This is a genomic window from Bartonella sp. AA18HLJMS (genome assembly GCF_042197245.1).
GTDB lineage: Bacteria > Pseudomonadota > Alphaproteobacteria > Rhizobiales > Rhizobiaceae > Bartonella.
This window is the reverse complement of record NZ_JBHIRP010000013.1, coordinates 31,649-55,034: the sequence shown is the minus strand read 5'-3', so window position 1 is coordinate 55,034 and position 23,386 is coordinate 31,649. Positions and strand designations below refer to the sequence as shown.

Sequence of the window (23,386 nt, the reverse complement as noted above, 5' to 3'; positions counted from 1 at the left end):
AAAATTATATCTACATACAAGGTCATATGTTAGACCCCATTAGTACAGTGATTGGTTACAATTGGCCTACGGCTTATAAGGCACCTTTAAATCTAGATTTTTCACTTTTGGAGAAAGGTATAAAAAATCCTTTTTATATGACGATATTTGCAGCAAACAGTTTATTTACTATAGCAACTAATCCAATCAGAGAGATGGGGAGAGCGGTCTTGGGCCTTAACCCGAGCCCCCATAATTGTTATGCTGATGCGAGTGATGCGTGTAGATGGAATTATGGTTCATTTGGTTTTAACAAACTTCATTCAACGAGAACAGGGAACAAAAAATGAAAATGTTGTTTAATTTATTAAGCCTGCTCATTCTGTTAACGGTTACTGGATGTGATATTGAAAACATTGATAAACCTCCTCGAGGAGAGACGGCTGTGTGGGAGAAGCTAGGAGCAGATTCTACGGAGGTAGGAAAAGCATTGCTAGAGTGTGGTTTGCCACACCTTAATTATCTTGAGGATGAAGTTCAAAAGTTAAGCAACAATGAGAATGCAACGATTGATGCTTGCATGATCCAAGCAGGATTCCATTATAAAGGGAGAGCTAGCTGGTGTTCTCCTTTTAACGGTAGAGACCTTCCCATTTGTCAGCCTGGTGCTGTCATCCCGAAGAGAAGTGTCGAAAAGCGCTTAAACAGCCCTTTTTGTAAAAGAAGTCCAGTACAACCTGAATGCAAACCTTAAGTTTTGTTTGTGATGACCGACAATCCCCACACTCACGTTTTTACATGCCTGTGCGGGATTGTTTCCTCAAGCAACCATTTCAATATTGTTCACCGTTGTTTAAACAGCGGTGACAGAAAATATCAACAAGCTTATGAGCTGTTTATTGTAAATAAATCCATTGAAAGAGGGGAAGAATGAAGAAAATCTTAAAACTATTGAGTTGTATAGCTCTGTTAAGTATCACTGGATGTGTTAACTCAATTCCCTCACTTTCTCCAGCATTATGGAGAAATAAAATACTTTTAGAATGTGGAGTACCGGACCTTAATAAGGTTGTGGCGCTAGATTTGAATCAATTTGCCAGTATTGAAATGTGTATGGCGCAATCAGGTTTTCGTCCTAGCTTTACAATACAAGAATGGTGTGAGAACCATAAATCGGACAATCTTCCCATATGTCGTCCTAGTGCTGTCATGCCTCAGCGAAGTGTTGAGAGACGCTTAAATAGCCCTTATTGTAAAAAACATTCAGAACAACTTGAATGCCAGCCTTAAGTCTTGCTTCAGCAGAGAAAGCCTTGTCCGTCCTTACGAAAATTTCGCTTGTAACGTGCAAGCAAGTGATTTTAATTAATACAACATGGAACAGATTTTAAATGATAGAATCCTACAGAATTAGTTTTTTCATTCAACATGAAAACAATAAGTTATCTTTATAAATCAATGTGATGTAGCAGGATGAAGATGTTTATGCAAAGAATCTAAAAGTTTTTTTGCGAGTGTTTGAATAATTTCTTTGTTTTTCTGAATTTTAGATACAAAATACTATTGCTAAAGTACTAAAAGTAGATCATGCTGGTAAATAGATGAAACTTTGATGGCGCTTGGTTTTAAAAAAGGCCATATTTGATTTCACTGTTTGCGCTGGTATTGATTTTGCAATAACAGATAATAGTTTATTGTATGCAGAATACTGTTATTTAGATTTTGGTAAAAGAAATTTATAAAGAATATTATCATTAACAGTTATGCGAAACTTTAATGAAAATGAATCCAACTTTAATACACATAATTTTAGTGTGATTTAGTTTACAAATTCTTATTGAATGCAAAATTAAAAGTTTAAGAAGCCTTATTTGCAAAAATTCTTTATTTTTTTGTGAGTGTGTCATTTTTGCTACAGATATTTCAGAAAAGATGCTCTATATGAATTTCATTTTGGATATTTGGAGAGATTTTATGAATACAAAACGTTTAATAACAGCGTCTATTTTTTCTTTAATTTCAGCGTCTACAGCACTAGCTGCTGATGTTATGATTCCTCATCAGCCAGCATCATCGACTGCTTCTACCATTGTTGCACCTACTTTTTCATGGACAGGTCTTTATTTAGGTGTCCAAGCTGGTGGTTTTTCGAGCAAAGCTGATATGGCTCTTGTTGGTCAAGAAAAGAGTTTACCACTAGATAAAGAGTTCTCTCCTAAACTTTCAGGTTTTGTAGGTGGTTTTTATGCAGGTTCTAATATTGATCTCGGTGATAACTTTATTTTTGGCATCGATACGGATTTAATGGTATCTGGAAAAAAACACACAAAGACCATTACCATAGGAGCGGCTGATAACACTACAGTAGAAAATGCAGTCGTAAGATCCCGCAGATCCGCAAGCCTATCAACGCCTCAACCAACACAAGAAGCAATAGGAACACAGGCACAAACGCAAGCAGCAAAATCCGCTTCAGGAGGGTCTGCAGGTGCAGGAACACCTGCTGGTGCAGGAGCTGCAGTAGTAGGGACGCCAGCAACAGGATCTGCGTCAGGAAACCCTACACCAGCAGCTTCAGAAGCAGTGCAATCCAAACAAACAGGCGATGTTAATTCAACAAAAACGCCAGTAGTGTCATCTCTACCATCAAAAACGTTAACATCTGAATCGTTAGGAGTACAAGCAGTTTCCGCTAATCAAGTAACAAAACCACAAGCAGGAACGACTACAACGACAGTGTTAAGCGAGAGAATACAAGCAGCTGATACATCTAAACTAACACTCTCCAGTGCAGGGACAAAATCAGTGCAATTGCCATCGTCCTCATCAGGAAGATCAGATACAGGAGGGGCATCGGTAGGTGGATCACAATCAGCTGCACCTAAATCGACATCCCTTACAACAGGAGCAGGAACATCAGTGCAGTCAGCATCGCGATCAGCTACTGTATCAGTAGTGCCTGCACCAGTAAAACCTACTGTAACCACACCAGCAGTACAGCCAGCAGCAAAAGCACCTACATTGGTACAACCATCAGCAGAAAAAACAGTACCGAGCGGACCACTTGTACTTGCGAGATCAGGATCATCCTCTGGTTCAGAGACAAAAGCTTCTAATGGAACAAGCGGAGCCCAACAGGGAGGTCATCATAGTTCTTCCCATGGTAGCGGAAATGCTAATTCGCATGGTGCACCTCATGCAGGTGGGCATAGCTCTGGTGCTCATCCGAATGGTACTAATCCACATGTTTCTCGTTCTCATGGTGGACAGAATATGGCTGGACACGGTGCACAAAGTACACAAGCGGTGGATAAGAACGCTTCCAGTGTATATGGTATAGAACAAATAAAAAAGATGGCTTCTGAACTTGGTCTTGATCAAGAGGATGCAGTTGAAACTTTAAGTCATACTTTCAAGCAAAATTGGGGTGGTGCTACACGGGTACGTATTGGTTTTGCTGCTGATCGCTTTATGCCTTATCTTGCTGGTGGTATTGCTTATGGGCAATTCCAAGACACTGTATCAATATCTGTTAAGGATGAGGATGGAAGAGTCGTTTCTTCTAAGAACTTAGCTGATGAAACAAAAACCATGATTGGTTACACACTTGGTGGTGGCGTTGATTTCTCGCTTTTGGATAATGTGATTGTACGTGCAGAATATCGTTACTCTGATTTTGGTAAAAAGAAATTTGCAAAGGAAAAACTTGAAGTTAACTACAAAACCAATGATTTCCGTGTTGGTGTAGCTTATAAATTCTAATTTTTAAAAGAGTAAATTTCTAAAAGGCTCCACTATTAGTGGAGCCTTTATTTTTTAAAAGATCAATTTTTGATTTCTTTTCTTGTGAATTTCATGATAAAGCCCATAGATTGTGATGATATATTTTCCTGATCGCTGCTTAATACGAATGATAAGCTCGGCTTTCCCTATAGATAAAAACCAGAGTTGCAGGGTTCAGGGAAGTTATGCAAAAATGAAATCGTAAAAGTGGACAGGAATATTTCACAATGACTGTGAAAAATGAAACAATAGATTATTCAAAAACTCTTTATCTCCCACAGACAAATTTTCCTATGCGTGCAGGGCTTCCGCAAAAAGAGCTTGAATTGATGGCGCGTTGGGAAGATATGGGGCTTTATGCGCAATTGCGCCAACAAGCAAAAGATCGTCCATTTTATATTCTTCATGATGGTCCGCCTTATGCAAATGGTCATATTCATATTGGGCATGCCTTAAACAAAGTTCTAAAGGATGTGGTTGTCCGTTCATTCCAAATGCGCGGTTTTAATGCAAATTATGTACCTGGTTGGGATTGCCATGGGCTTCCAATTGAATGGAAAATTGAAGAAAAATATCGAGCACAAGGAAAAAATAAGGATGAGGTACCTCTTAACGAGTTTCGTCAAGAATGCCGTGAATTTGCACAGCATTGGGTAACTATTCAAAGTGAAGAATTTAAACGCCTTGGTGTCGTGGGAGATTTTAACACGCCTTATACTACAATGGCTTTTCATGCAGAAGCACGCATTGCCAGTGAATTGATAAAATTTGCTATGTCAGATCAGATTTATCGTGGTTCCAAGCCAGTGATGTGGTCTGTTGTGGAACGTACGGCTTTGGCAGAGGCTGAGATTGAATATCATGATCATGAATCAGAGGTGCTTTGGGTTAAGTTTCCTGTTTTTGAAGCAAATTCTGATGATTTATATGGTGCTCATGTCGTCATTTGGACAACAACACCGTGGACAATTCCAAGCAATCGTGCAGTGAGTTATTCTTCGCAAATTTCTTATAGTATTTACGAAGTTGAAAGTGCTGAAAATGATTTTGGTCCTCAAGTGGGAGAAAAGCTTCTCTTTGCAGATCCTTTAGCGATGAGTTGTGGAGAAAAAGCCAAACTTGTTTTGAAGCGTTTGCGTGTTATTTCTTCTGAAGAGTTGAAAGCTCTTGTTCTTTCTCATCCACTCAAAGGTTTGGCTGGGGGGTATAACTTTAAAATTCCATTGCTTGATGGTTCGCACGTAACAGAGAGTGCTGGTACAGGTTTTGTCCATACAGCACCAAGCCATGGGCGTGAGGACTTTGAAATTTGGAATGATTATAAGTCCTTACTGGAACAAGCGGGGATTGATTCATCTATACCGTTTCCTGTTGATGATGCAGGGTTCTATACGAAAGATGTTCCAGGTTTAGGACCAGATCGTGAAGGAGGACCTGCACGTGTTATTGATGATAATGGAAAAATGGGTGATGCCAATAAAGAGGTCATTAACGCTTTAATTAAAGCAGATCGATTGTTTGCACGGGGGCGTTTAAAGCATTCCTATCCCCATAGTTGGCGTTCAAAAAAACCCGTTATTTTTCGCAATACACCACAATGGTTTATTTCAATGGATAAAGATTTTGGGGATGGTTCAACTTTACGTAGTCGGGCTTTGGAAGCTGTTTCAAAAACGCGTTTTGTGCCGCCTTCTGGACAAAACCGCCTAGCTTCTATGATAGAAGATCGTCCTGATTGGGTTCTTTCTCGTCAGCGTTCTTGGGGTGTTCCTATTTGTATTTTTGCGAATGAGGATGGTGTTATTCTAAAAGATGAAGGTGTGAACGAGCGTATTTTACGGGCTTTTGAAGCAGAAGGGGCAGATGCATGGTTTGCTGAAGGAGCACGTGAACGTTTTTTAGGTGAGCGTGCACATGAGCCTTGGGTACAGGTTTATGATATTTTGGATGTTTGGTTTGATTCTGGAGCAAGCCATAGCTTTGTGTTAGAAGATCGGGCTGATTTGAAATGGCCTGCTGATGTTTATTTTGAAGGTTCAGATCAACATCGCGGATGGTTCCAATCTTCTCTTTTGGAAAGCTGTGGTACGCGTGCTTGTTCTCCCTATAAGTCCGTGATCACACACGGTTTTACTTTGGATGAGAATGGTAAGAAAATGTCTAAATCTTTAGGCAATACGGTTGTTCCGCAAGAAATCATTAAAACATCTGGAGCTGATATTTTTCGTCTCTGGGTTATGACAACCGATTATTGGGAAGATCAGCGTTTAGGCAAAAAAATACTTCAAACAAATGTGGATTCATATCGTAAACTACGCAATGCAATTCGTTGGATGCTAGGAACTTTAGCACATGATGATGGAGAAGAAGTATCTTATGGTGCACTGCCGGATCTTGAAAAATTTATATTGCATAGACTTTTTGAACTTGATCAGTTGATTAATCGCGCTTACGATGAATTTGATTTTAAAAAGATTATGCGTGCATTATTGGATTTTTCAATCATTGAGTTATCGGCATTTTATTTTGATATCCGCAAGGATTCTCTTTATTGTGATGCACCTTCATCAAAAAAACGCAAGGCTTCCTTGCAGGTTGTCCGTGAGATTTTTGAGCGTATGGTAACATGGCTTGCTCCAATGTTACCTTTTACGATGGAGGAAGCTTGGTTAGAGCGTTATCCAGAAAGCCAATCAGTGCATTTCGAACAATTTCGCTCTGTACCAGCAGAATGGCAAAACCAATCTTTGGCTGAGCGTTGGAAAAAGATTCGGCAGGTCCGTAAAGTTGTAACAGGTGCTTTAGAGCTTGAACGTGCTAATAAGCGTATTGGATCCTCTTTGGAAGCTGCGCCTATTGTTTTTATTTCCAATCTGGTTTTACGAGAGGCATTAGAAAATGTGGATATGGCGGAGATCTGTATTACCAGTGCACTCACAATTACGCAGGACACGATACCTTCCGATGCTTTTACTTTGAATGATGTTGAAGGTGTTGGTGTATATCCAAAGAGGGCATTAGGAAAAAAATGTGCTCGATCATGGCGTTATACACAAGATGTTGGGAGTGATTTAGCTTATCCGGATGTATCTGCTCGTGATGCAGCTGCTTTGCGGGAACTACAGATTCTTGGTAAGATTTAAAATTTTAAATCAAAGGAAAGAAATGCAAGTATATTTCTCATATTGATGAATATAGTTTTTTGTGGTACAAAGTAAATTCCGTTATTTTGTCTGCAGGGGGGAAATTTGTGTATGGACCGTTCTCTCATAAATAACGGGAATATTAATCAGCCATATACTTAGGAAATGGAATAGGCAGTGAGAAAACGTGAAATAAAAATATTTCCAATAGGAATTTTAGGGATGTGCTTTGTTTTAACGGGATGCGATTTATCCGCTCCTACCTATGGTACCAATAAACCGGTTTCGATACAGTTTTTTGAAGATGTTGCTAATATTACTTCATTAACACCAAAAAATAATAGCAGCCAAATTGTTATGAAACCTCATCCAAAACTTGTAATACCAAGCCCTAGTTCACGCAGATTTTTGCCGGTACCACAACAAGATAGATCTGTCAATGAAATGGCAGCATCGAAGAATCACCAAGGAAATACTCCTTTTCCTCACAAAGGATCGTCAGTTAATGGCGCTGGTTCAGAAAATCCTTCACAGTTGAATGCGAAGCAACGACAGGAATATTTACGTCGTCAGAGAGCACAAGTTGGAAGTTCAAAATACCGTCGCTATCTCACTGAACCACCTTTAAGTTATCGCCAACCGGCAAAAACCGCACCTATTGGTCGATAGGGGAAAGACAAAATATTTAAAGTAAAGAATTTTTCTAATTACTTATGATACCAAGCTCTCATTCGCGCGCAGTTATAATGCTGCTGTAGGAGGGGTGTTATTCTCATGAAATAGCAATATGACAACAGCATCGAGAGAGTCCTTATGCGTTTCCTAACACGAAACATTTCTCAAGCTCATTTTACAACATCGCTCATGTGGATAGTATAACGTAAAATCTATTGTGCTCCAATATCTTTATGCTTAGGAAGGAGGAAACTGATACTATCATTTTATTTTTCAAACTCCAATGTTGCGATAATTCTTGCATTTGAGAGCTTTCATAAGAGACATTTTTAGTCTTTTCTAAAATGTTCTTTATCCAGACGATAATTCCGCTTATGATGTGCAAGAAAGTGATTTTTACTGTTTCAATGTAATTTGAAATGAGAGTATGTCTACGATATTTTGGACTTTATATTTTATATACAAAATAATGAATTATTCTTTTGAATGAATGTATCATCTAATAGAAACAATATGCAGAATTAAAAGAGAGAAAAAATGCTTCGAAATAGCTTTTGCTATATATATGGCAAAAGAATTAACAGTCTTTTTTGAGAAGTAGGATAGTTTTAAAGAGTGAAAGTTATGGAAGAAGAATTGTTTTTAGTATCGCTTTTGTACAAAAAAATCTTTAAGTAATTGAGCAGCTTCTTTTTCTTTAAAACCAGAATAAATCTCAGGTTTGTGATGACAGGTTGGTTGCTGATAAAAACGTGGACCATTCTCTATAGCACCCCCTTTGGGATCATTTGTTGCGTAATAGAGACGTCGTATGCGTGCAAATGAAATGGCAGCGGCACACATAGCACAAGGCTCAAGTGTTACATAAAGATCGCAATCAGGAAGCCTTTCGCTTTGCAATGTTTTGCAAGCCATACGGATTGCGCGTATTTCTGCGTGTCCTGTAGGGTCATATGCAGATTTTATAAAGTTACCAGCGCGTGCAATGATAGCTTTTCCACGTGTAATGACAGCACCTACGGGAACTTCATCTGTTTTTGCAGCCTCTTGTGCTTCTAAAAGGGCTATTTCCATGGGCGTCAAAGTCATAATATTCTTTCTACTGAAGGTATAGAAAATCTAAAGGTTATCTCGATAAGGAATGCTATGGAATGAATAATTTATTATGCTTTTATAATGAAAAGAAGACCTCTATTTTTTTAAGAGTTTAAAACAAACTTGCAAGTCGGCAGATATATTATTGTCGTTAAAGTATAGAAAATGATAAATGATTATGCTACTTCATTTTTCAGGATAAGCGGTATGGTGCATGTGAATAATTTTCTGAACATACTTGCAAAGATTGGTTTGAAACGCAAATGAATGAAAATAATGAGAGTGAACGAATTGCTAAAAGGTTAGCGCGTGCTGGTATTGCTTCGCGTCGAGATGCAGAAATGATGATTGTTGCAGGTCGTATTTCTGTGAATGGTAAAGTCGTGACAACGCCTGCTTTTAATGTTAGCCGCTCTGATGTTATTAAAGTTGATGGCAAACCTTTACCTCCTATAGAACGAACGCGTTTATGGCTTTACCATAAGCCAGCAGGTCTTGTCACCACGAACCGTGATCCTGAAGGCAGACCTACAGTATTTAGTAATTTACCAAAAGGAATGCCGCGTGTTCTTTCTGTTGGAAGGCTTGACATTAACACGGAAGGGCTTTTGCTTTTAACCAATGATGGTGGCTTAGCGCGTGTATTAGAGCTTCCTGTAACGGGGTGGGTCCGCAAATATCGTGTACGTGCTCATGGAAGAGTAAGGCAGAGCGCGTTGGATAACCTTAAAAATGGTATTGCGATTAATGGTATTTTTTATGGTTCGATTGAAGCATCAATTGAACGCGAACAAGGGTCGAATTTATGGCTTTCTGTCGCTTTGCGAGAAGGAAAAAATCGTGAAATAAAGAATGTTTTAGGGGCATTGGGATTATCAGTTAATCGATTAATACGTGTATCTTATGGTCCATTTCATCTCTCTGATTTAGAAGAAGGAGCCGTGCAAGAATTAAAAGGGCGGATGTTACGAGATCAGTTGGGGGAGCGTTTGATTATGCAAGCCAATGCAGATTTTGATGCTCCTATTCTTAAGCCATTTTCAAATTCTGCAGTTGTTGCAGAAAAGCAAAGCCAGAAAGATCTTTCTATTGCAAATGATGGTTGGGTTTTCTCAAGTGAAAGGGCAATACGACGCCGACCAAGAGATGGTTCTGTTGAACATAGTCGCGCACGATTAAGTACAAAGTCTCATGAGAATGTAAAGAAGGAGAAAAGTGAAGAAGGAAAAGCAGAGCGTTTTCTACCGCGTTCTCGCCGTGCTAATGTTTGGATGGCTCCTGGTGCACGTCCGCAAAGTGCACGTAGAAAGCCTTCTTATAGTGAGGAGAAATCGCATGGTCATAAGAGCGATTTGGATGGTAGAAAATCATTTCATCGAAGCAAGGAAAAACTAAAAGAAAATCCGTCATACAAAGAGAAGAGGGAAAGTTTTGTTCAAAAACATGGCAAAATATCTTATGAAGAGACGCATCCCTTTGGTAAGAAAGATCGCTTTTTAAAGGATAAAGAGAAAATGATAAAAGGTGGTCATGATGAGCATTCTTTTGAGAGAAAGAAAAAGGTAAAATCGTTTGGTGGTGCTATGAAAAAATCTAAACCACATAGGGACGGTGCAAAAACTTCGAAGCGATTTGGAGGTCCACGTGCGGATCATAGGCGGTAAATTTGCTGGGCGTATTTTGTTTTCGCCTGTTAATCAGTCGATTCGCCCAACGAGTGATCGTACACGTGAAAGCCTTTTTAATATTCTTTCTAGCCGTGAAGAACAATTTTGGACCAATAAACGCATTCTTGATCTTTTTGCTGGGACTGGTGCTTTAGGCATCGAAGCACTTTCACGTGGAGCAAAGGCTGCTGTTTTTGTTGAAAACTCGGTTGAGGGGCGTGGGGTAATTCAAAAAAATATAGAAGCCTTTGAATTACAGTCGATAGGACGGATTTTGCGTCGTGATGCGACCAAACTTGGCAATATTGGCACAATGCTGCCATTTGATGTTATTTGCGCTGATCCTCCGTATAGCCGTTGTTTAGGTGAACGTGCTTTTGTAGAAGCTTTGCGAGGAGGGTGGGCAAAAGCTGATACACTCTTCATACTTGAAGAAAAGAAAGATACAATGATTTATTTACCTAACGTCTTTTATCTAGACGATGAGCGTTTTTATGGTGAGACAGCAATACGTCTCTATAAATTACGATCGCTTACATCTTGAGAAAGTTCTTGTTTTTATCCGATAGGATGAAAAAATGCTTTTACACAGTTTTCTTCATTTTATATGGTTTTTAAAAGGTCAAGTAGAAAATCAATAAAAGATTCTAATGTTAAAGGAATTGATGAATTTTTATTAGCTTTACTACAGAAGGATGTTTTTTCTCCAATAGGATATATATTCCTCGATAATAGTTATGATCTTTTTTGTTTAATTTTTTTCTGCTATACCTTAATCATCACATTTCATCAGCAGTTGAAAGCTTTAAGCTGTGCAGTTTGCATTTATATCTTATATGATGCGTAACTTCTATTTTTGTTATTGTATAAATTTAAAAAAGATATTTTGTTTAGTATTGAAAATATTGTTCATTTATCCTGAGTATTTGTCTGTTTAGTTTAGTAGTATCCCTTGTTGATTTAATCATTACATATTAAGTAAATCTGAGAGTATTAAGTATTTTATCGTTGTGCAGCTTTAAGGGTACTTTTTTATAATACTCTTTATCACTAAAGATAAGTAATTTGTAAAAAAGGGGAGATTATCGTGTTTAATTGGATATATAGTGAAGAGATTAGTACAGAAGCAAGTGCTGAGCAAATTTGGGCTATATGGGAAGATGTGGCATCATGGCCTTGCTGGGATAGTGAACTTGAGTGGGTAGAACTTTCTGGTCCTTTCAAAGAAGGCGCTATAGGACGCATGAAACCTAAAAAGGGACCTACAGTAACTTTTACGCTTGATAAAGTTATAAAAAATGTTTGTTTTTCTGATTATGCTAAACTTCCTTTTACACGTATGAGTTTTAATCATGAATATATTTGTTCAACAAAAACTGGTTCTTCAAATAACAAAATTCGTCATACTGTAATCATGTCTGGTTTACTTGCTCCTTTATTTGGAATGATTATTGGATCAAAAATTAAGTTACATCTTCGGGATGCAATGATTGAAATGAGTAGACGTGCTCTTACTGAAAACAAAAGCATTTTGTAAGGGGGTACATTTATAAAGAAGTTAATACCTTAAAAAGGTGCAGAACTCTTAGCCTTGTTAGAATGAAATCAGTTATGAGTATATAGCAAATTGATGAGCTATGATTTGGTTTTAGTTAGCTGTTGAAATCGTGTCAAAGCATCTTACGGGATTAATTTTGCGCTAAAAATCTTATGAAATTCATTGAATTTTTTATATATAAAAGCTTATAAGATGCTCTCTTCGTTGAAAATGAGAAAGTTTCAGAAGCTCATTGCTTCTCTTATGATGTAGGCCCATATCGTCATGATATTTGCTGGTTTCTAATGTTGCGATAGCTTTTGCATTTAAAACCTTCATAAGAGACATTTTGATTTCTTCTTAAATGGTTTTCATTCATACGCTCCTTACTTATGATTTGCTCGCAAATAGTTGTGATTGACTCAACATGAATAGGTTCGAAACAGAGAGAATTTTATGATATTAGGCTTTTTATACAAATTACAAAACAATAAATTATAAGTATAAATCAAACTGTTAATTTTATTGAAAGATTACAAGATAATTTCTTGATTACTTTTAAATATAAAAATGAGTTCTTTATGATATTACGTCCATTAGGGTAAAGAAGTTTATGACTGCTCATTTTGTTGAAACCATAATGGAAGGAAATATTTTTTACTCTGTTTAAGTTTTGTTTCATTTACAAGAGTGCCGTCTCATTATGAGAGAGTTTATAGAAGCGAAGAAGTGTATACAAATATAAGGCATTTTCTTGATTCTTGCTTGGAAATAAAAGAATGCTATAGGAAAGATATGAGGTAAGTTTTTTACTACCCAGAGGAAGGAAGACCTGTGATTTAGATCATTTTATGCTTTTCGAATTTTTGAGGATTTTGGCTTAAATTCAAGTGTTATAGCTAAGACTTTTGTTAATTGCCAATTGTTCTGTTGATTTGATTGTCAGTGGAGATTTGGCTCCTAAAATGATAAGGGCCCATGAGAAATCTTGAAACTAAAGAGATTTTACGGCATATACGGCATATTACGTCTTTTCATAAAGAAGCTAAAAGGGAAATGATTTAATGCATTAAAAAAAAAGAATGCATGAATGTGCATAATCTTATGAATCAATACACAAGAGTTATATTCTGATTTATATAAATTTGTCAGAATGCTTATCAATGTAAATAATAAAATATTTTAGGGAGTCTATAATGACTGACAAAAACCAGATTGAGAAAGCTGTTTCGCTGGTTGAAGCAGCAAAGCGTTCTGGGGCAGATGCTGCTGATGCTGTTATTGTTCATGCTCATTCTACCAGTGTATCAGTTCGTTTTGGGAAAGTCGAATCGACAGAAGCAGCAGAGAGCAATGATTTTACTCTAAGGGTTTTTGTTGGAAAAAAAGTAGCAAGTGTTTCTGCTAATTTAGGATCTTATCCGCAAGAACTTGCGGAACGTGCTGTTGCGATGGCTAAAGCTTCTCCCGATAGTTTATTTGAAGGTTTGGCAGATAAAGAGTGTTTGGTTAAGTATCCTAAAGATCTTGATCTTTTTGATGATTTTGTACCCAGCAGTCATTTTTTAACAGAAGATGCTTTAAAAACGGAGGCAGCAGCTCTTGATGTTAAAGGTGTAAGCAATTCTGGTGGCGCTGCAACAGCTTATGGCCGTAGTGGGTTTATTCTTGTGACCAGCGATGGTTTTTGTGGAGCCTATCGCTCAAGTTGTTTTTCACGTTCTTGTAGTGCTCTTGCAGGTGAAGGAACACAGATGGAGCGGGATTATGATTATACAACAGCCTTACATTTTTCTGATTTAGAGGCAGCAGAAACTGTGGGAAAGAATGCAGGGCTTGGTGCTGTTCGACGTTTGGGTGCAGTTCGTGCGGCGACTGGGAGCGTTGATGTTATTTTTAATCCGCGTACGGCTCGTGGAATTGCAGGGCATATCGCATCTATGGTCAATGGAGCCTCTGTGGCTCGAAAAACGAGTCTTTTACAGAATTTCCTAGGCAAGGAAGTGATGAAGCCTAATGTTAATGTAACCGATCAACCTTTGCGATTACGTGGAAATGCTTCTCATCCTTTTGATGGAGAAGGGGTAGAGGGGCAAACACTCAATATTATTGAAAATGGTATTTTAAAAAATTGGCTTCTTTCATCATCTACAGCACGTGAATTGGGACTTAAAACAAATGGACACGGTATGCGTTCGGCATCATTAGTGCAGCCGACCAGTACAAATTTTGCTATTGAACCGGGTTTAGTATCACCTTGCGATATGATAAAAGATTTGCGAAATGGATTTTATGTGACCGAATTATTCGGTCATGGCATTGATTTTATTACTGGTCAGTATAGTCGTGGGGCTTCCGGTTTTTGGATTGAAAATGGTGAAATTGCTTATCCGGTAAGTGAAGTAACGCTAGGTTCTGATTTGCTTCATATGTTAGCACATTTAACACCTGCCAATGATATTGATCGGCGTTATAGTACAGCTGCTCCAACATTATTAATTGAAGGGATGACACTTGCAGGAAAATAACACGCATCATTCTTCTGATTTAAATCTTTTGCGTGATGTTTGTCGAGAGGCAGGAGATTTAGCAATGCGGTATTTTGGATGCACGTTGGATGTCTGGATTAAAGAAGGTAATTCCCCGGTTAGTGAAGCAGATTTTGCTGTTGATCATTTCTTGAAAGAGAGGCTTCTTGGAGCTCGTCCAAATTATGGATGGATTTCAGAAGAAACAAAAGATAATCGAGAAAAACAAGATTATTATGAGCGCTCTTTTGTTGTTGATCCTATTGATGGAACGCGTGGTTTTCTTTCTGGCAATCCTTATTGGTGTATTTCGGTTGCCATTATTGAGAATGGGCGTCCTATTGTGGGCGTTCTACAATGTCCGGCTCAAGGAGATGTTTATACAGCTGTAACAGGTGGAGGGGCAACATTAAATGGGATAAAACTTCCTCGTTTAGCCTTTGAGGTTCATCGAAAATATAAAATTTCACTTGATAAATCGCTCGCACAAAAATTACCAGATGATTTTCTCAATCAAGTCAGTCTTTACCATTATCTTCCTTCTCTTGCTTATCGTATTGTTCTTGTTGCTCAAGATGAAATTGATATCGTATTAGTTCGTCCAAATTGTCATGAATGGGATATTGCCGCTGCTGATCTTATTTTGCAGGAGTGTGGAGGGTGTTTTTTATCGCTTGATGCCCCTTTACTATCTTATGGAATTGAACCTTACCAGTATGGACTTTTAATTGCTGGTAAAAATAATTGCTGTCAAGATATGATAGATGTTGTTCGTCAAACAAAGTTAGTTTAATCACGTAAAAGCGCGCTAAGATAATCTAAATGATATGGAGGCACATATGACTGAAACCAAAGAAAAAAAACAATATTTACATCTTGTATTTGGTGGGGAATTAAAAAATCTTAACAGTAATCAATTTAAGAATCCTGATGATTTAGATGTGGTTGGTATTTTCTCAGATTATCAATCCGCTCAAGAAGCATGGCAGGCAAAAGCACAAAGCAGTGTAGATAATGCATTACAACGTTATTACATTGTAGATTTGCATCAGTTTCTTGATGCTGAGTTAGGCGATGCAGAATAAAGCTTGAATATTTGGTCATTATAACCTGTAGATTGCTTCATGCTTTTGTTTAGTCGTCCTTTTCATAGGTACGTTCTTCGGGTAAAATAGAATGCCGTAAAAAAGAATATGCTTGTTGTTTAAAATTCATATGTTTTTTTAAGAAACATCTCCCAAAGCACCCAAGCCCATTTCATAATAGTGTCCGTGCAAGGTATAAAATCCATTATTGCACCACCATCTTTACGCTTAATAAAAATGCAAGACAGTTTCTATCAACCTATTTACAACAGCAATATTATCATGACAGCTATCACTCGAAGTTTATGATTATATTGTGAATAGTCACTCTGCTTTTGAATGGGGTATGAGACACTAATGCGTTAAGATTAATAAAAAGAGTAGCATTATTAATGATAGCAATTACTACTCTGTTGAGATTATTAGCACTCGTTACTTATCTATTGGAATTTTTTAAACGAGTTATTACTATAAGCTTAGAAACCATGAAAGTCGTTAGAAACTTTACCAAAATTAGAAACTTAGAGAAACTGAATAGATTTATGAAGTTAACTTACCTCATAAGGATTTCTTGAGTACTCATTTAAAACTACAATCTATAAGTTAATCATTTTGTGTTGATTATATACAATCTTAAAAGGAATAATATATCATTGCGACCTCCTGAAAAGAGAGGATTTAAAATTTTGAAAACTCTTATTTAAATTGCTCTAAGACTTTTAAGAAATTCTCTATTAAACGAGATTAGATTTTTCTAGATTACCTTTAAGAGATTATATCACAATTTAAAATGAGAACTCTATACTATTCAAAAGTTTTTAAGATTAGTTTGACATATTCATTTTATTGAAATGAAATAATAGAGATTGAGCTTTCTTTTAAACACATTTTATTTGTTGTATTTATATTAGGTTGTAATGTCTATATGGGTTATTTTTTGAAAAATTGACAATACCTAACATATGTAAAAATAAGCTTTTTCTCTAAAATACCAACGTGCAAAATTCAAAGTCTCATTAAAATCATAAGAAGTATTTATTCAGTGAGTTGAAAAAATTGATACAATCTATGTCATAGGTTTATCATTTATATTTTAAAAATTATAATCGACTGAAATGTAGTTTTGTTATTTTTGAGTAAGATTTTTTATAGGGTGCAGAATGAAGTGATAAAATCGATATAAGTTACAAAATTTAATTAAAAGAGATTTAAATAATGTGTATATGTATTGAATTTTCTCATGGATTAAGCTTTTTTTATTTAAGATATGGATGATATTAAAAAATATGGATGCAACCAATAGCGTTGATGATTTTTTTAACAAAATAAGTATATAGATATCTTAAAATAGCTGGATGAGGTGATTTTAAATGGTAGAATTAAAGGCACATACGGCTCTTTTAAGCTATCGGATAATTGGTTTTTGCTTATGTCCTGTTATTCCTTTTTATTTGTTCTTTCGTGCTATTCGTGGAAAAGAAGAGTGGTGTCGCAAAAAAGAGCGTTTAGGTAAAAGTTCTCATGTACGTCCCCAAGGTTCATTAGTTTGGTTGCATGCAGCAAGTGTTGGAGAAACACTTGCACTTTTTCCACTTGTAAATTATATTTTATCATTGAAAATCAATGTATTAATGACAACAGGGACTGTGACCTCTTCTACTCTTGTGAAAAAACATTTTGGTGATAGGTTGATTCATCAATATGCTCCTTTGGATTTAGATTTTGCAGTGCGGCGTTTTATTAGTCATTGGAAGCCTGATCTCGTCTTGATTTGTGAATCAGAAATTTGGCCCCTTCGTATTAAAGAACTTGCAAAAATGCGTATTCCGCAGATTTTGGTTAATGCCCATATGTCTGAACGTTCTTTTAAAGCTTGGCAAAAACGACGCGTTCTTGCCAAACATATTTTTAAGGATATTGATTTGGCGATTGGTCAAAACGAAAGAGATGTAGCTTATTACCATACACTTGGCGTAAAATCTGTTACGTTTTCTGGTAATCTCAAGGCTGATGTTTTTCTGGTTGAAAATCAAGAATTGCTTGCACGTTATCGTAATGCTATCGGCAATCGCCCAGTTTGGGCAGCTGTTTCAACGCATGAAGGGGAAGAGGAGATTGCTTTTGAGGTCCATAAAATTGTTAAAAATTATTTGCCAGATTTATTAACAATTATTGTACCTCGTCATCCTGAACGTTCAGAAGATCTTATCAGAAAATGCGATAATAAGGGGTTAAGTTTTATTCGTAGGAGTAGAGACGTTGTTCCAAACATGAATACCGATATTTTATGGGGAGATACCATTGGAGAAATGGGACTTTTTCTTCGCTTATCGAAAGTTTCTTTCGTTGGTAAATCGTTATGTGGAAATGGTGGACACAATCCATTGGAATTGGCTTTGCTTGGTTCCGCTATTTTGACAGGACCCCATGTTTCAAATTTTCAAGAGATGTTCAAACAATTTCTAACGCATGATGCAGCATATATGGTTCAAGATACAAAACAGCTTGCTATTCAGGTGTATAAGCTTTTAACAAATGAAACATTGCGGCAAGAAATGATTGATAAGGCTCATGAAGTGGCGACAGGTATGGCAGGTGCATTTGAGCGCACATTAAAGATTTTAGATCCATTTTTACAACCCCTTGTAATACAAACAGGTTTACGTCAGCGTCAGGGTAGATATGCATATTAGCGCCCCTCGTTTTTGGTGGAAAAATAAAAGCTTTTTGCGTTTTGTGTTAGCTCCAGTTTCATGGGGGTATGGTTATTTTTCAAGTCGTTTTATGACAAGACAGCCTCCCGTGATTGATCTGCCAGTTTTGTGTATTGGAAATTTTACATGTGGCGGTGCGGGTAAAACGCCGGTTGTTATTGCTTTTACAAAAGTGGCTAAAGAACTTGGTTTCGTACCTGGTATTGTATCTCGTGGTTATGGTGGATCAGTTAAAGGGGTACATCTTGTAAATGAAAAATATGATACTCCATATAGTGTTGGAGATGAGGCACTTTTACTTGCACGGCATGCTTTTGTAGCTGTATCACCTAATCGTTATGCAGCGGCACAACGGCTTAAACAAGAGGGATGTAATCTTATTTTAATGGATGACGGATTTCAAAGTCGCCGTCTTTATATGGATTATGCGTTACTCGTTGTTGATGCGATGCGCGGTTTTGGTAATGGAGCTGTCTTTCCAGCAGGACCTTTGCGCGTACCATTAAAAACGCAGTTTTCTTTTATGGATAGTGTTTTATTGATTGGTCATTCCGATGCGCCTGATAATGTCGCTTTTCTTGTTTCGCGTACTGGAAAGCCTTTATATCGTGCTCATCTTAAAGCCAGTGCCTCTGATGAGGTTTCAGGAAAATCATTTTTGGCATTTGCTGGTATTGGCAATCCAGATAAATTTTTTAAATCTATTAAAGAATTGTCCGGTCATGTGGTGCAAACTTACATATATCCAGACCACTATTTTTTCACAGATAAAAATTTAAAAAGCCTTATACAAAAGGCTAAAATGCACAATTTATGGCTAGCAACAACAGCTAAAGATTATATCCGTATACAGACAATTCACACGCAAAAAGGTTTGAAAAATCTTATTGTCTTTGATGTGAATGTCGATTTTGTTCAAAAAGACTTCTGTCGTATGGTCCTTGAAGAGGTCATGACCCGCTTTAGAAAACGTTCCCTTGAATTTTCTTGTCTAAAAGGCAAAGGCTAAATTTGTAGCTTTCGAGGGGTTATTTTTCTTTTGTTTTTAATAATTGCTTGAGATATGGGTTGCACTCAAGTTCACGCTGATAGGATATTTCACAACTAGCATATGCTTCTTGGCGGTGATGATTCCAATATTTTAAATCATCTATAGGGATTTTTTGCCCGCTAACGGCACAAATGGTATAGGTACCATATTCTATAATGTCATATCCGTTATTAGAATAATGAATTTTTGCTTCGCGTTCACCATTGGGAAACATTATAACTCCTTTTTACTTGATACAAGAGATTCAAGAAAAGTGCCATAAAATATATTATAAAGTCGAGAGTTAATTTTAAAATATTTTTCTTGTAAAAATGATGAAGAGCTTATTTTCTGCCAAAAAGCCGTTCTATATCTGCCAATTTGAGTTCAATATAAGTAGGGCGCCCATGATTACATGTACTTGTATTAGGTATTGCCTCCATTTGTCGTAATAGTGTGTTCATTTCTTCGGGGCGTAAAAGGCGCCCTGACCGTATTGAACCGTGACAGGCCATCGTTGCTGCAACATAATCAAGCATTGCTTTTAAATTGTTTGTTGTATCATACTCAGCGGCTTCATCTGCAAGATCTTTAATAAGAGCTTGGACGTTGATCTCTCCTAACATGGAAGGGGTTTCACGCACAACAATTGCTCCTGGTCCAAATGATTCTATTCCTAATCCAAATTTTTGCAAAGCATCTTTATGCGTTAAAAGGCATGTTGCATCCTCTTCAGAGAGTTCTACAATTTCAGGAATAAGTAATAACTGTGAAGGAAGCGGTTTGGAATAAAGTGCATTTTTGAGTGCTTCATAAACTAATCGTTCATGAGCTGCATGCTGATCGACAATGATCAAACTATCTTGTGTTTGGGCGATAATATAGTTTTTATGAATTTGTGCTCTGGCCGCTCCTAGTGGATAAGATAACTCTTCTGATGAAGGTATAGTGCTTGGAATGTATGCATCTCCACTTGGTATATTTAAGCCCTCCATAATAGGAGTAGCATCTTCTTTTAAATCAAAAGAGCTAGTAATATCTAGGGGTTTGTGAACCATTGAAGCGCTGGTAAAATGATGAGGCTGTGGGTTATAAGAAGAGAACTGGTGCGTGTTCTTAAAATTGCCTAATGGTTGTTGTGCCAATGGTTGTTGTGTTTGAAATGCAGTAAGCATTGCTTCAGAACGGGTTGAAGTCGGACGAATACCAGATTGCTGCAATGCTTCACGAATAGCTCCAACAATTAAACCACGAATTAATCCTGGATCACGGAATCGTACATCAGCTTTAGCTGGGTGAACATTAACATCTACTTCAGCAGGTGGGAGATCAATAAAAAGAATAGCGACAGGATAACGATCACGGGGCATAACATCAGCATAAGCACCTCGGAGTGCACTCCATAGAAATTTATCACGCACGGGACGCCCATTAACATAAGCAAATTGATGTAGGCTGTTATTTCGGTTAAAAGATGGCAAACAGGCAAAACCTGTTAAGCGCACCGCTTCGCGTTCAGCATTCAGCGCAATGCTATTAGGGGCGAATTCTTTTCCCATAATCTGCGTAATACGTTGTAATTGTCCTTGAATATTATTTTCTGTAGCAGACAATTCCATAGATGTTCTGTCTAGTCCTGAAAGAGAAAAGCGGATATGTGGAAATGCGATAGCAATTCGCTTAATCATATCGCTAATAGCATTTGTTTCAGCCCGATCAGTTTTCATAAATTTTAATCGTGCCGGCGTGACAAAGAAAAGATCACGAACTTCAACAATTGTTCCAAGATTCGCAGCAGCTGGTTTGGGTCCTACAATTTTTCCTGCAGTAACGGAAATTTCAGCAGCGCTCTCAGCATCTTTTGTTCGTGAAATGAGTTTAAGTTTAGCAACAGAACCAATAGAAGGGAGGGCTTCTCCTCTAAATCCAAGGAAGCAGATATTGTGTACGTCATCGGTAATCTTTGAGGTACAATGGCGAGAAACTGCTAAAGTTAATTGATCTGCAGGAATTCCATAACCATTATCACTCACCTTTATAAAATTTTTTCCACCATTTGCTGTAATAATTTCAATGCGTGTTGCACCAGCATCAATAGCGTTTTCAACAAGTTCTTTGACAACATTTGCTGGTCGTTCAATAACTTCACCGGCGGCGATTTGATTAATAATATTTTCGCTAAGATGGCGTATAATCATAATAAATTCTAACAGGAATCTTAAGGGTTCTATAGAAAATTATGATAACATCATTTGCGAGACATTCAAGAATAAGAGAACATGAGAGGTATTATTTTTACAATACCTCCTATTTTATTTTATGTTAACAAGTCGGTTGGAAAAAACATAAAAATAGTTTTTATCACTTTAAAATAGCTTGCACCAGTTTATCATCTAGGTCAAAAAAGAAACAATGTAAAAGGGAAGGCAATATATATGGCGCGTATAAGCGGTATTTTAGCAGATAGTGATATACAAGCTTTGATTGAGAATAACTTTCTCAAGGCTCAGTATCCATTTGATAGATCTCAAATACAACCAGCAAGCCTTGATCTTCGTTTAGGGGAGAAAGCTTATCGTATACGTGCTTCTTTTATGCCGGGACCTGATACAAAAGTTTTGGATAAGCTTGAACGGTTAAAGTTGCATGAGTTTGATTTACGAGGTGGAGCCGTTTTGGAAACGGGGTGTGTTTATATTGTTCCTCTTTTGGAAAGTTTAGCTTTACCAGAATTTTTATCTGCTGTTGCTAATCCCAAAAGTTCTACAGGCCGATTAGATATTTTTACACGTGTCATTACGGATAATGCTCAAGAGTTTGATAAAGTTTGTGCTGGTTATCATGGTCCACTTTATTTGGAAATTAGTCCACGCACATTTCCAATTTTGGTGCATACAGGCTCACATTTATCACAGCTTCGGTTTAGAAAAGGGCAAAGTTATTTAAATGAAATAGAGTTGCACACTTTGCAAAGGCAAGAAACACTGATATCGGATGATTTTCCTAATATTAGTGTTGGTGGTATTGGTCTTTCCATTAATTTAAAGGGAGACGAAAACGGGCTTATAGGTTATCGTGGTAAACATCATACAAGTGTTATTGATATTGATAAACGTGCCGTTGCCCACGTTTTAGATTTTTGGGAACCTCTTTTTGATCGTGGTCAAAGGGAGTTGGTTCTTGATCCTGATGAATTTTACATTTTAGTTTCACGAGAGTCTGTTCATGTGCCTCCGCTTTATGCCGCAGAAATGACACCTTTTGATCCTTTAGTGGGCGAGTTTAGGGTGCATTATGCAGGCTTTTTTGATCCAGGATTTGGGCATAAGGAGGCGGGTGGAAAAGGAGCAAGAGCGGTTTTAGAAGTGCGGAGCCATGAAGTTCCTTTTATCTTAGAGCATGGTCAAATTATTGGCCGTTTGGTCTATGAGCATATGCTTAATCGACCATCAACCCTTTATGGACATGATGTTGGATCACATTATCAAGCACAGGGTTTAAAGTTGTCCAAGCATTTTAAATGAGTTGGGAACCACGAATTTTGATAACATGTATGCAGAAAACGTATTTTAGATAAAAGAAAATTTTGTGCTTCGCAAAACCGGCGTCATGCATTCTATTTTTAATTTCCAAGGTTATCTCATCTCTTGCATTTGAGAGGGTATGAGAGGCATTTTTACTTCTTTTTTCAAGAGGTTCTATCTATACGAACTCCATTTATGATGTGCAAAAGAATAGTTTTGATTATTTCATCATGACAAAATTTACAATAAAAGAATTTTACTATATTCAATATGTTGTTCATATTTATGATAATAAATCAATAGGTTAATAAAATTCAATATAACAGTAGCTACTCACTTTTCAAAGTAAATATGCGAGATTGGATGCTGCAATTGGCTCAATTTTTCTAGAGTGTAATAACCAGTATATTTTATTCCGCATAAAAATTATCCTTAAGCGTTAATAGATAAGTTTTCACTCCAGTTTAGTAACAATTATTTTCAATAAACATTGTTCTAATTTTAGTAACTCATTTATAGCCTCAAGATATAATATTGCTAGAAAATTATTCAATTAAATATGAAGGTTTCTATTGGTATGAACATTAAAAGTTTTTATGCTTTATATGAATTAGGCACTATATATT

General features: G+C 37.0%; 17 protein-coding genes and 1 pseudogene. 15 read left to right on the top strand and 3 right to left on the bottom strand.

Going from position 1 to position 23,386, the window contains the following annotated elements; translation table 11 throughout:
- From ACFINW_RS07595 to ACFINW_RS07570, 6 genes and pseudogenes are all read left to right on the top strand, one after another.
- Nucleotides 1-329: pseudogene (locus ACFINW_RS07595) on the top strand (hypothetical protein); the annotation flags it as partial.
- Nucleotides 326-733: a hypothetical protein gene (locus ACFINW_RS07590; RefSeq protein ID WP_375640975.1), complete on the top strand. Its 408-nt coding sequence runs from the start codon at nt 326-328 to the stop codon at nt 731-733. The pseudogene ACFINW_RS07595 and the gene ACFINW_RS07590, both read left to right, overlap by 4 nt.
- A gap of 176 nt (nt 734-909) precedes the next feature.
- Nucleotides 910-1,269, top strand: coding sequence for a hypothetical protein (locus ACFINW_RS07585; RefSeq protein ID WP_375674036.1), 360 nt, complete (start codon nt 910-912; stop codon nt 1,267-1,269).
- Nucleotides 1,270-1,953: 684 nt separating this feature from the next.
- On the top strand, nt 1,954-3,741 hold the full coding sequence (locus ACFINW_RS07580) for a porin (protein WP_375640977.1): 1,788 nt from the start codon (nt 1,954-1,956) through the stop codon (nt 3,739-3,741).
- 248 nt (nt 3,742-3,989) lie between these two features.
- Nucleotides 3,990-6,905 carry an isoleucine--tRNA ligase gene (gene ileS, locus ACFINW_RS07575; RefSeq protein ID WP_375621078.1) on the top strand — a complete coding sequence of 972 codons (2,916 nt, stop codon included), beginning with the start codon at nt 3,990-3,992 and terminating at the stop codon, nt 6,903-6,905.
- Nucleotides 6,906-7,082: 177 nt separating this feature from the next.
- The gene (locus ACFINW_RS07570; protein WP_375621077.1) at nt 7,083-7,574 is read left to right on the top strand and encodes a hypothetical protein; all 492 of its coding nucleotides are present in this window, start codon (nt 7,083-7,085) and stop codon (nt 7,572-7,574) included.
- A gap of 648 nt (nt 7,575-8,222) precedes the next feature.
- On the opposite strand, the gene ACFINW_RS07565 is transcribed toward ACFINW_RS07570, so the two are convergent.
- The gene (locus tag ACFINW_RS07565; protein WP_375621076.1) at nt 8,223-8,669 is read right to left on the bottom strand and encodes a nucleoside deaminase; all 447 of its coding nucleotides are present in this window, start codon (nt 8,667-8,669) and stop codon (nt 8,223-8,225) included.
- Nucleotides 8,670-8,938: 269 nt separating this feature from the next.
- Here ACFINW_RS07565 and ACFINW_RS07560 point away from each other — a divergent pair, with 269 nt between their 5' ends.
- The 8 genes from ACFINW_RS07560 (at nt 8,939) to lpxK (ending at nt 19,215) form a co-directional block, all read left to right on the top strand.
- On the top strand, nt 8,939-10,339 hold the full coding sequence (locus tag ACFINW_RS07560; protein ID WP_375640978.1) for a pseudouridine synthase: 1,401 nt from the start codon (nt 8,939-8,941) through the stop codon (nt 10,337-10,339).
- Nucleotides 10,320-10,886 (top strand): 16S rRNA (guanine(966)-N(2))-methyltransferase RsmD, encoded by a 567-nt coding sequence (gene rsmD, locus ACFINW_RS07555; RefSeq protein ID WP_375640979.1) that lies wholly within the window; start codon nt 10,320-10,322, stop codon nt 10,884-10,886. The genes ACFINW_RS07560 and rsmD overlap by 20 nt, the downstream gene beginning before the upstream one ends.
- Before the next feature lie 543 nt (nt 10,887-11,429).
- A complete protein-coding gene (locus ACFINW_RS07550; RefSeq protein WP_375621073.1) occupies nt 11,430-11,879 on the top strand; it encodes a hypothetical protein in 450 nt (149 codons plus the stop codon).
- A 1,196-nt stretch (nt 11,880-13,075) separates the two neighbouring features.
- Nucleotides 13,076-14,407 carry a TldD/PmbA family protein gene (locus ACFINW_RS07545; protein WP_375612375.1) on the top strand — a complete coding sequence of 444 codons (1,332 nt, stop codon included), beginning with the start codon at nt 13,076-13,078 and terminating at the stop codon, nt 14,405-14,407.
- Complete coding sequence (locus ACFINW_RS07540; RefSeq protein WP_375612376.1) at nt 14,394-15,200, top strand: 3'(2'),5'-bisphosphate nucleotidase CysQ; 807 nt, start codon at nt 14,394-14,396, stop codon at nt 15,198-15,200. The genes ACFINW_RS07545 and ACFINW_RS07540 overlap by 14 nt, the downstream gene beginning before the upstream one ends.
- A gap of 46 nt (nt 15,201-15,246) precedes the next feature.
- Nucleotides 15,247-15,492: a DUF4170 domain-containing protein gene (locus ACFINW_RS07535; protein ID WP_375621070.1), complete on the top strand. Its 246-nt coding sequence runs from the start codon at nt 15,247-15,249 to the stop codon at nt 15,490-15,492.
- 1,370 nt (nt 15,493-16,862) lie between these two features.
- Nucleotides 16,863-18,185 carry a lipid IV(A) 3-deoxy-D-manno-octulosonic acid transferase gene (gene waaA, locus ACFINW_RS07530; RefSeq protein WP_375640980.1) on the top strand — a complete coding sequence of 441 codons (1,323 nt, stop codon included), beginning with the start codon at nt 16,863-16,865 and terminating at the stop codon, nt 18,183-18,185.
- Nucleotides 18,175-19,215: a tetraacyldisaccharide 4'-kinase gene (gene lpxK, locus ACFINW_RS07525; protein WP_375640981.1), complete on the top strand. Its 1,041-nt coding sequence runs from the start codon at nt 18,175-18,177 to the stop codon at nt 19,213-19,215. Before waaA ends, lpxK begins: the two co-directional genes overlap by 11 nt.
- 19 nt (nt 19,216-19,234) lie before the next feature.
- On the opposite strand, the gene ACFINW_RS07520 is transcribed toward lpxK, so the two are convergent.
- Together ACFINW_RS07520 and mutL are read right to left on the bottom strand one after the other, a co-directional pair.
- Entirely contained in the window at nt 19,235-19,471 is a 237-nt protein-coding gene (locus ACFINW_RS07520) for a DUF2093 domain-containing protein (RefSeq protein WP_375608064.1), read from the bottom strand.
- A gap of 109 nt (nt 19,472-19,580) precedes the next feature.
- Nucleotides 19,581-21,434 (bottom strand): DNA mismatch repair endonuclease MutL, encoded by a 1,854-nt coding sequence (mutL, locus tag ACFINW_RS07515; RefSeq protein ID WP_375621067.1) that lies wholly within the window; start codon nt 21,432-21,434, stop codon nt 19,581-19,583.
- A 237-nt stretch (nt 21,435-21,671) separates the two neighbouring features.
- Between mutL and ACFINW_RS07510 the strand changes: the two genes are divergently transcribed.
- Nucleotides 21,672-22,760, top strand: coding sequence for a 2'-deoxycytidine 5'-triphosphate deaminase (locus tag ACFINW_RS07510; protein WP_375621066.1), 1,089 nt, complete (start codon nt 21,672-21,674; stop codon nt 22,758-22,760).
- Nucleotides 22,761-23,386: the final 626 nt, after the last annotated feature.

What these genes read in the sequence shown, in the direction of transcription:
- ACFINW_RS07545 (WP_375612375.1), top strand. Translation starts at nt 13,076, where the DNA reads ATGACTGACAAAAACCAGATTGAGAAAGCTGTTTCGCTGGTTGAAGCA.
- ACFINW_RS07520 (WP_375608064.1), bottom strand. Translation starts at nt 19,471, where the DNA reads ATGTTTCCCAATGGTGAACGCGAAGCAAAAATTCATTATTCTAATAAC.
- mutL (WP_375621067.1), bottom strand. Translation starts at nt 21,434, where the DNA reads ATGATTATACGCCATCTTAGCGAAAATATTATTAATCAAATCGCCGCC.
- ileS (WP_375621078.1), top strand. Translation starts at nt 3,990, where the DNA reads ATGACTGTGAAAAATGAAACAATAGATTATTCAAAAACTCTTTATCTC.
- ACFINW_RS07510 (WP_375621066.1), top strand. Translation starts at nt 21,672, where the DNA reads ATGGCGCGTATAAGCGGTATTTTAGCAGATAGTGATATACAAGCTTTG.
- ACFINW_RS07535 (WP_375621070.1), top strand. Translation starts at nt 15,247, where the DNA reads ATGACTGAAACCAAAGAAAAAAAACAATATTTACATCTTGTATTTGGT.
- ACFINW_RS07590 (WP_375640975.1), top strand. Translation starts at nt 326, where the DNA reads ATGAAAATGTTGTTTAATTTATTAAGCCTGCTCATTCTGTTAACGGTT.
- ACFINW_RS07585 (WP_375674036.1), top strand. Translation starts at nt 910, where the DNA reads ATGAAGAAAATCTTAAAACTATTGAGTTGTATAGCTCTGTTAAGTATC.
- waaA (WP_375640980.1), top strand. Translation starts at nt 16,863, where the DNA reads ATGGTAGAATTAAAGGCACATACGGCTCTTTTAAGCTATCGGATAATT.
- lpxK (WP_375640981.1), top strand. Translation starts at nt 18,175, where the DNA reads ATGCATATTAGCGCCCCTCGTTTTTGGTGGAAAAATAAAAGCTTTTTG.
- ACFINW_RS07560 (WP_375640978.1), top strand. Translation starts at nt 8,939, where the DNA reads ATGAATGAAAATAATGAGAGTGAACGAATTGCTAAAAGGTTAGCGCGT.
- ACFINW_RS07565 (WP_375621076.1), bottom strand. Translation starts at nt 8,669, where the DNA reads ATGACTTTGACGCCCATGGAAATAGCCCTTTTAGAAGCACAAGAGGCT.
- ACFINW_RS07580 (WP_375640977.1), top strand. Translation starts at nt 1,954, where the DNA reads ATGAATACAAAACGTTTAATAACAGCGTCTATTTTTTCTTTAATTTCA.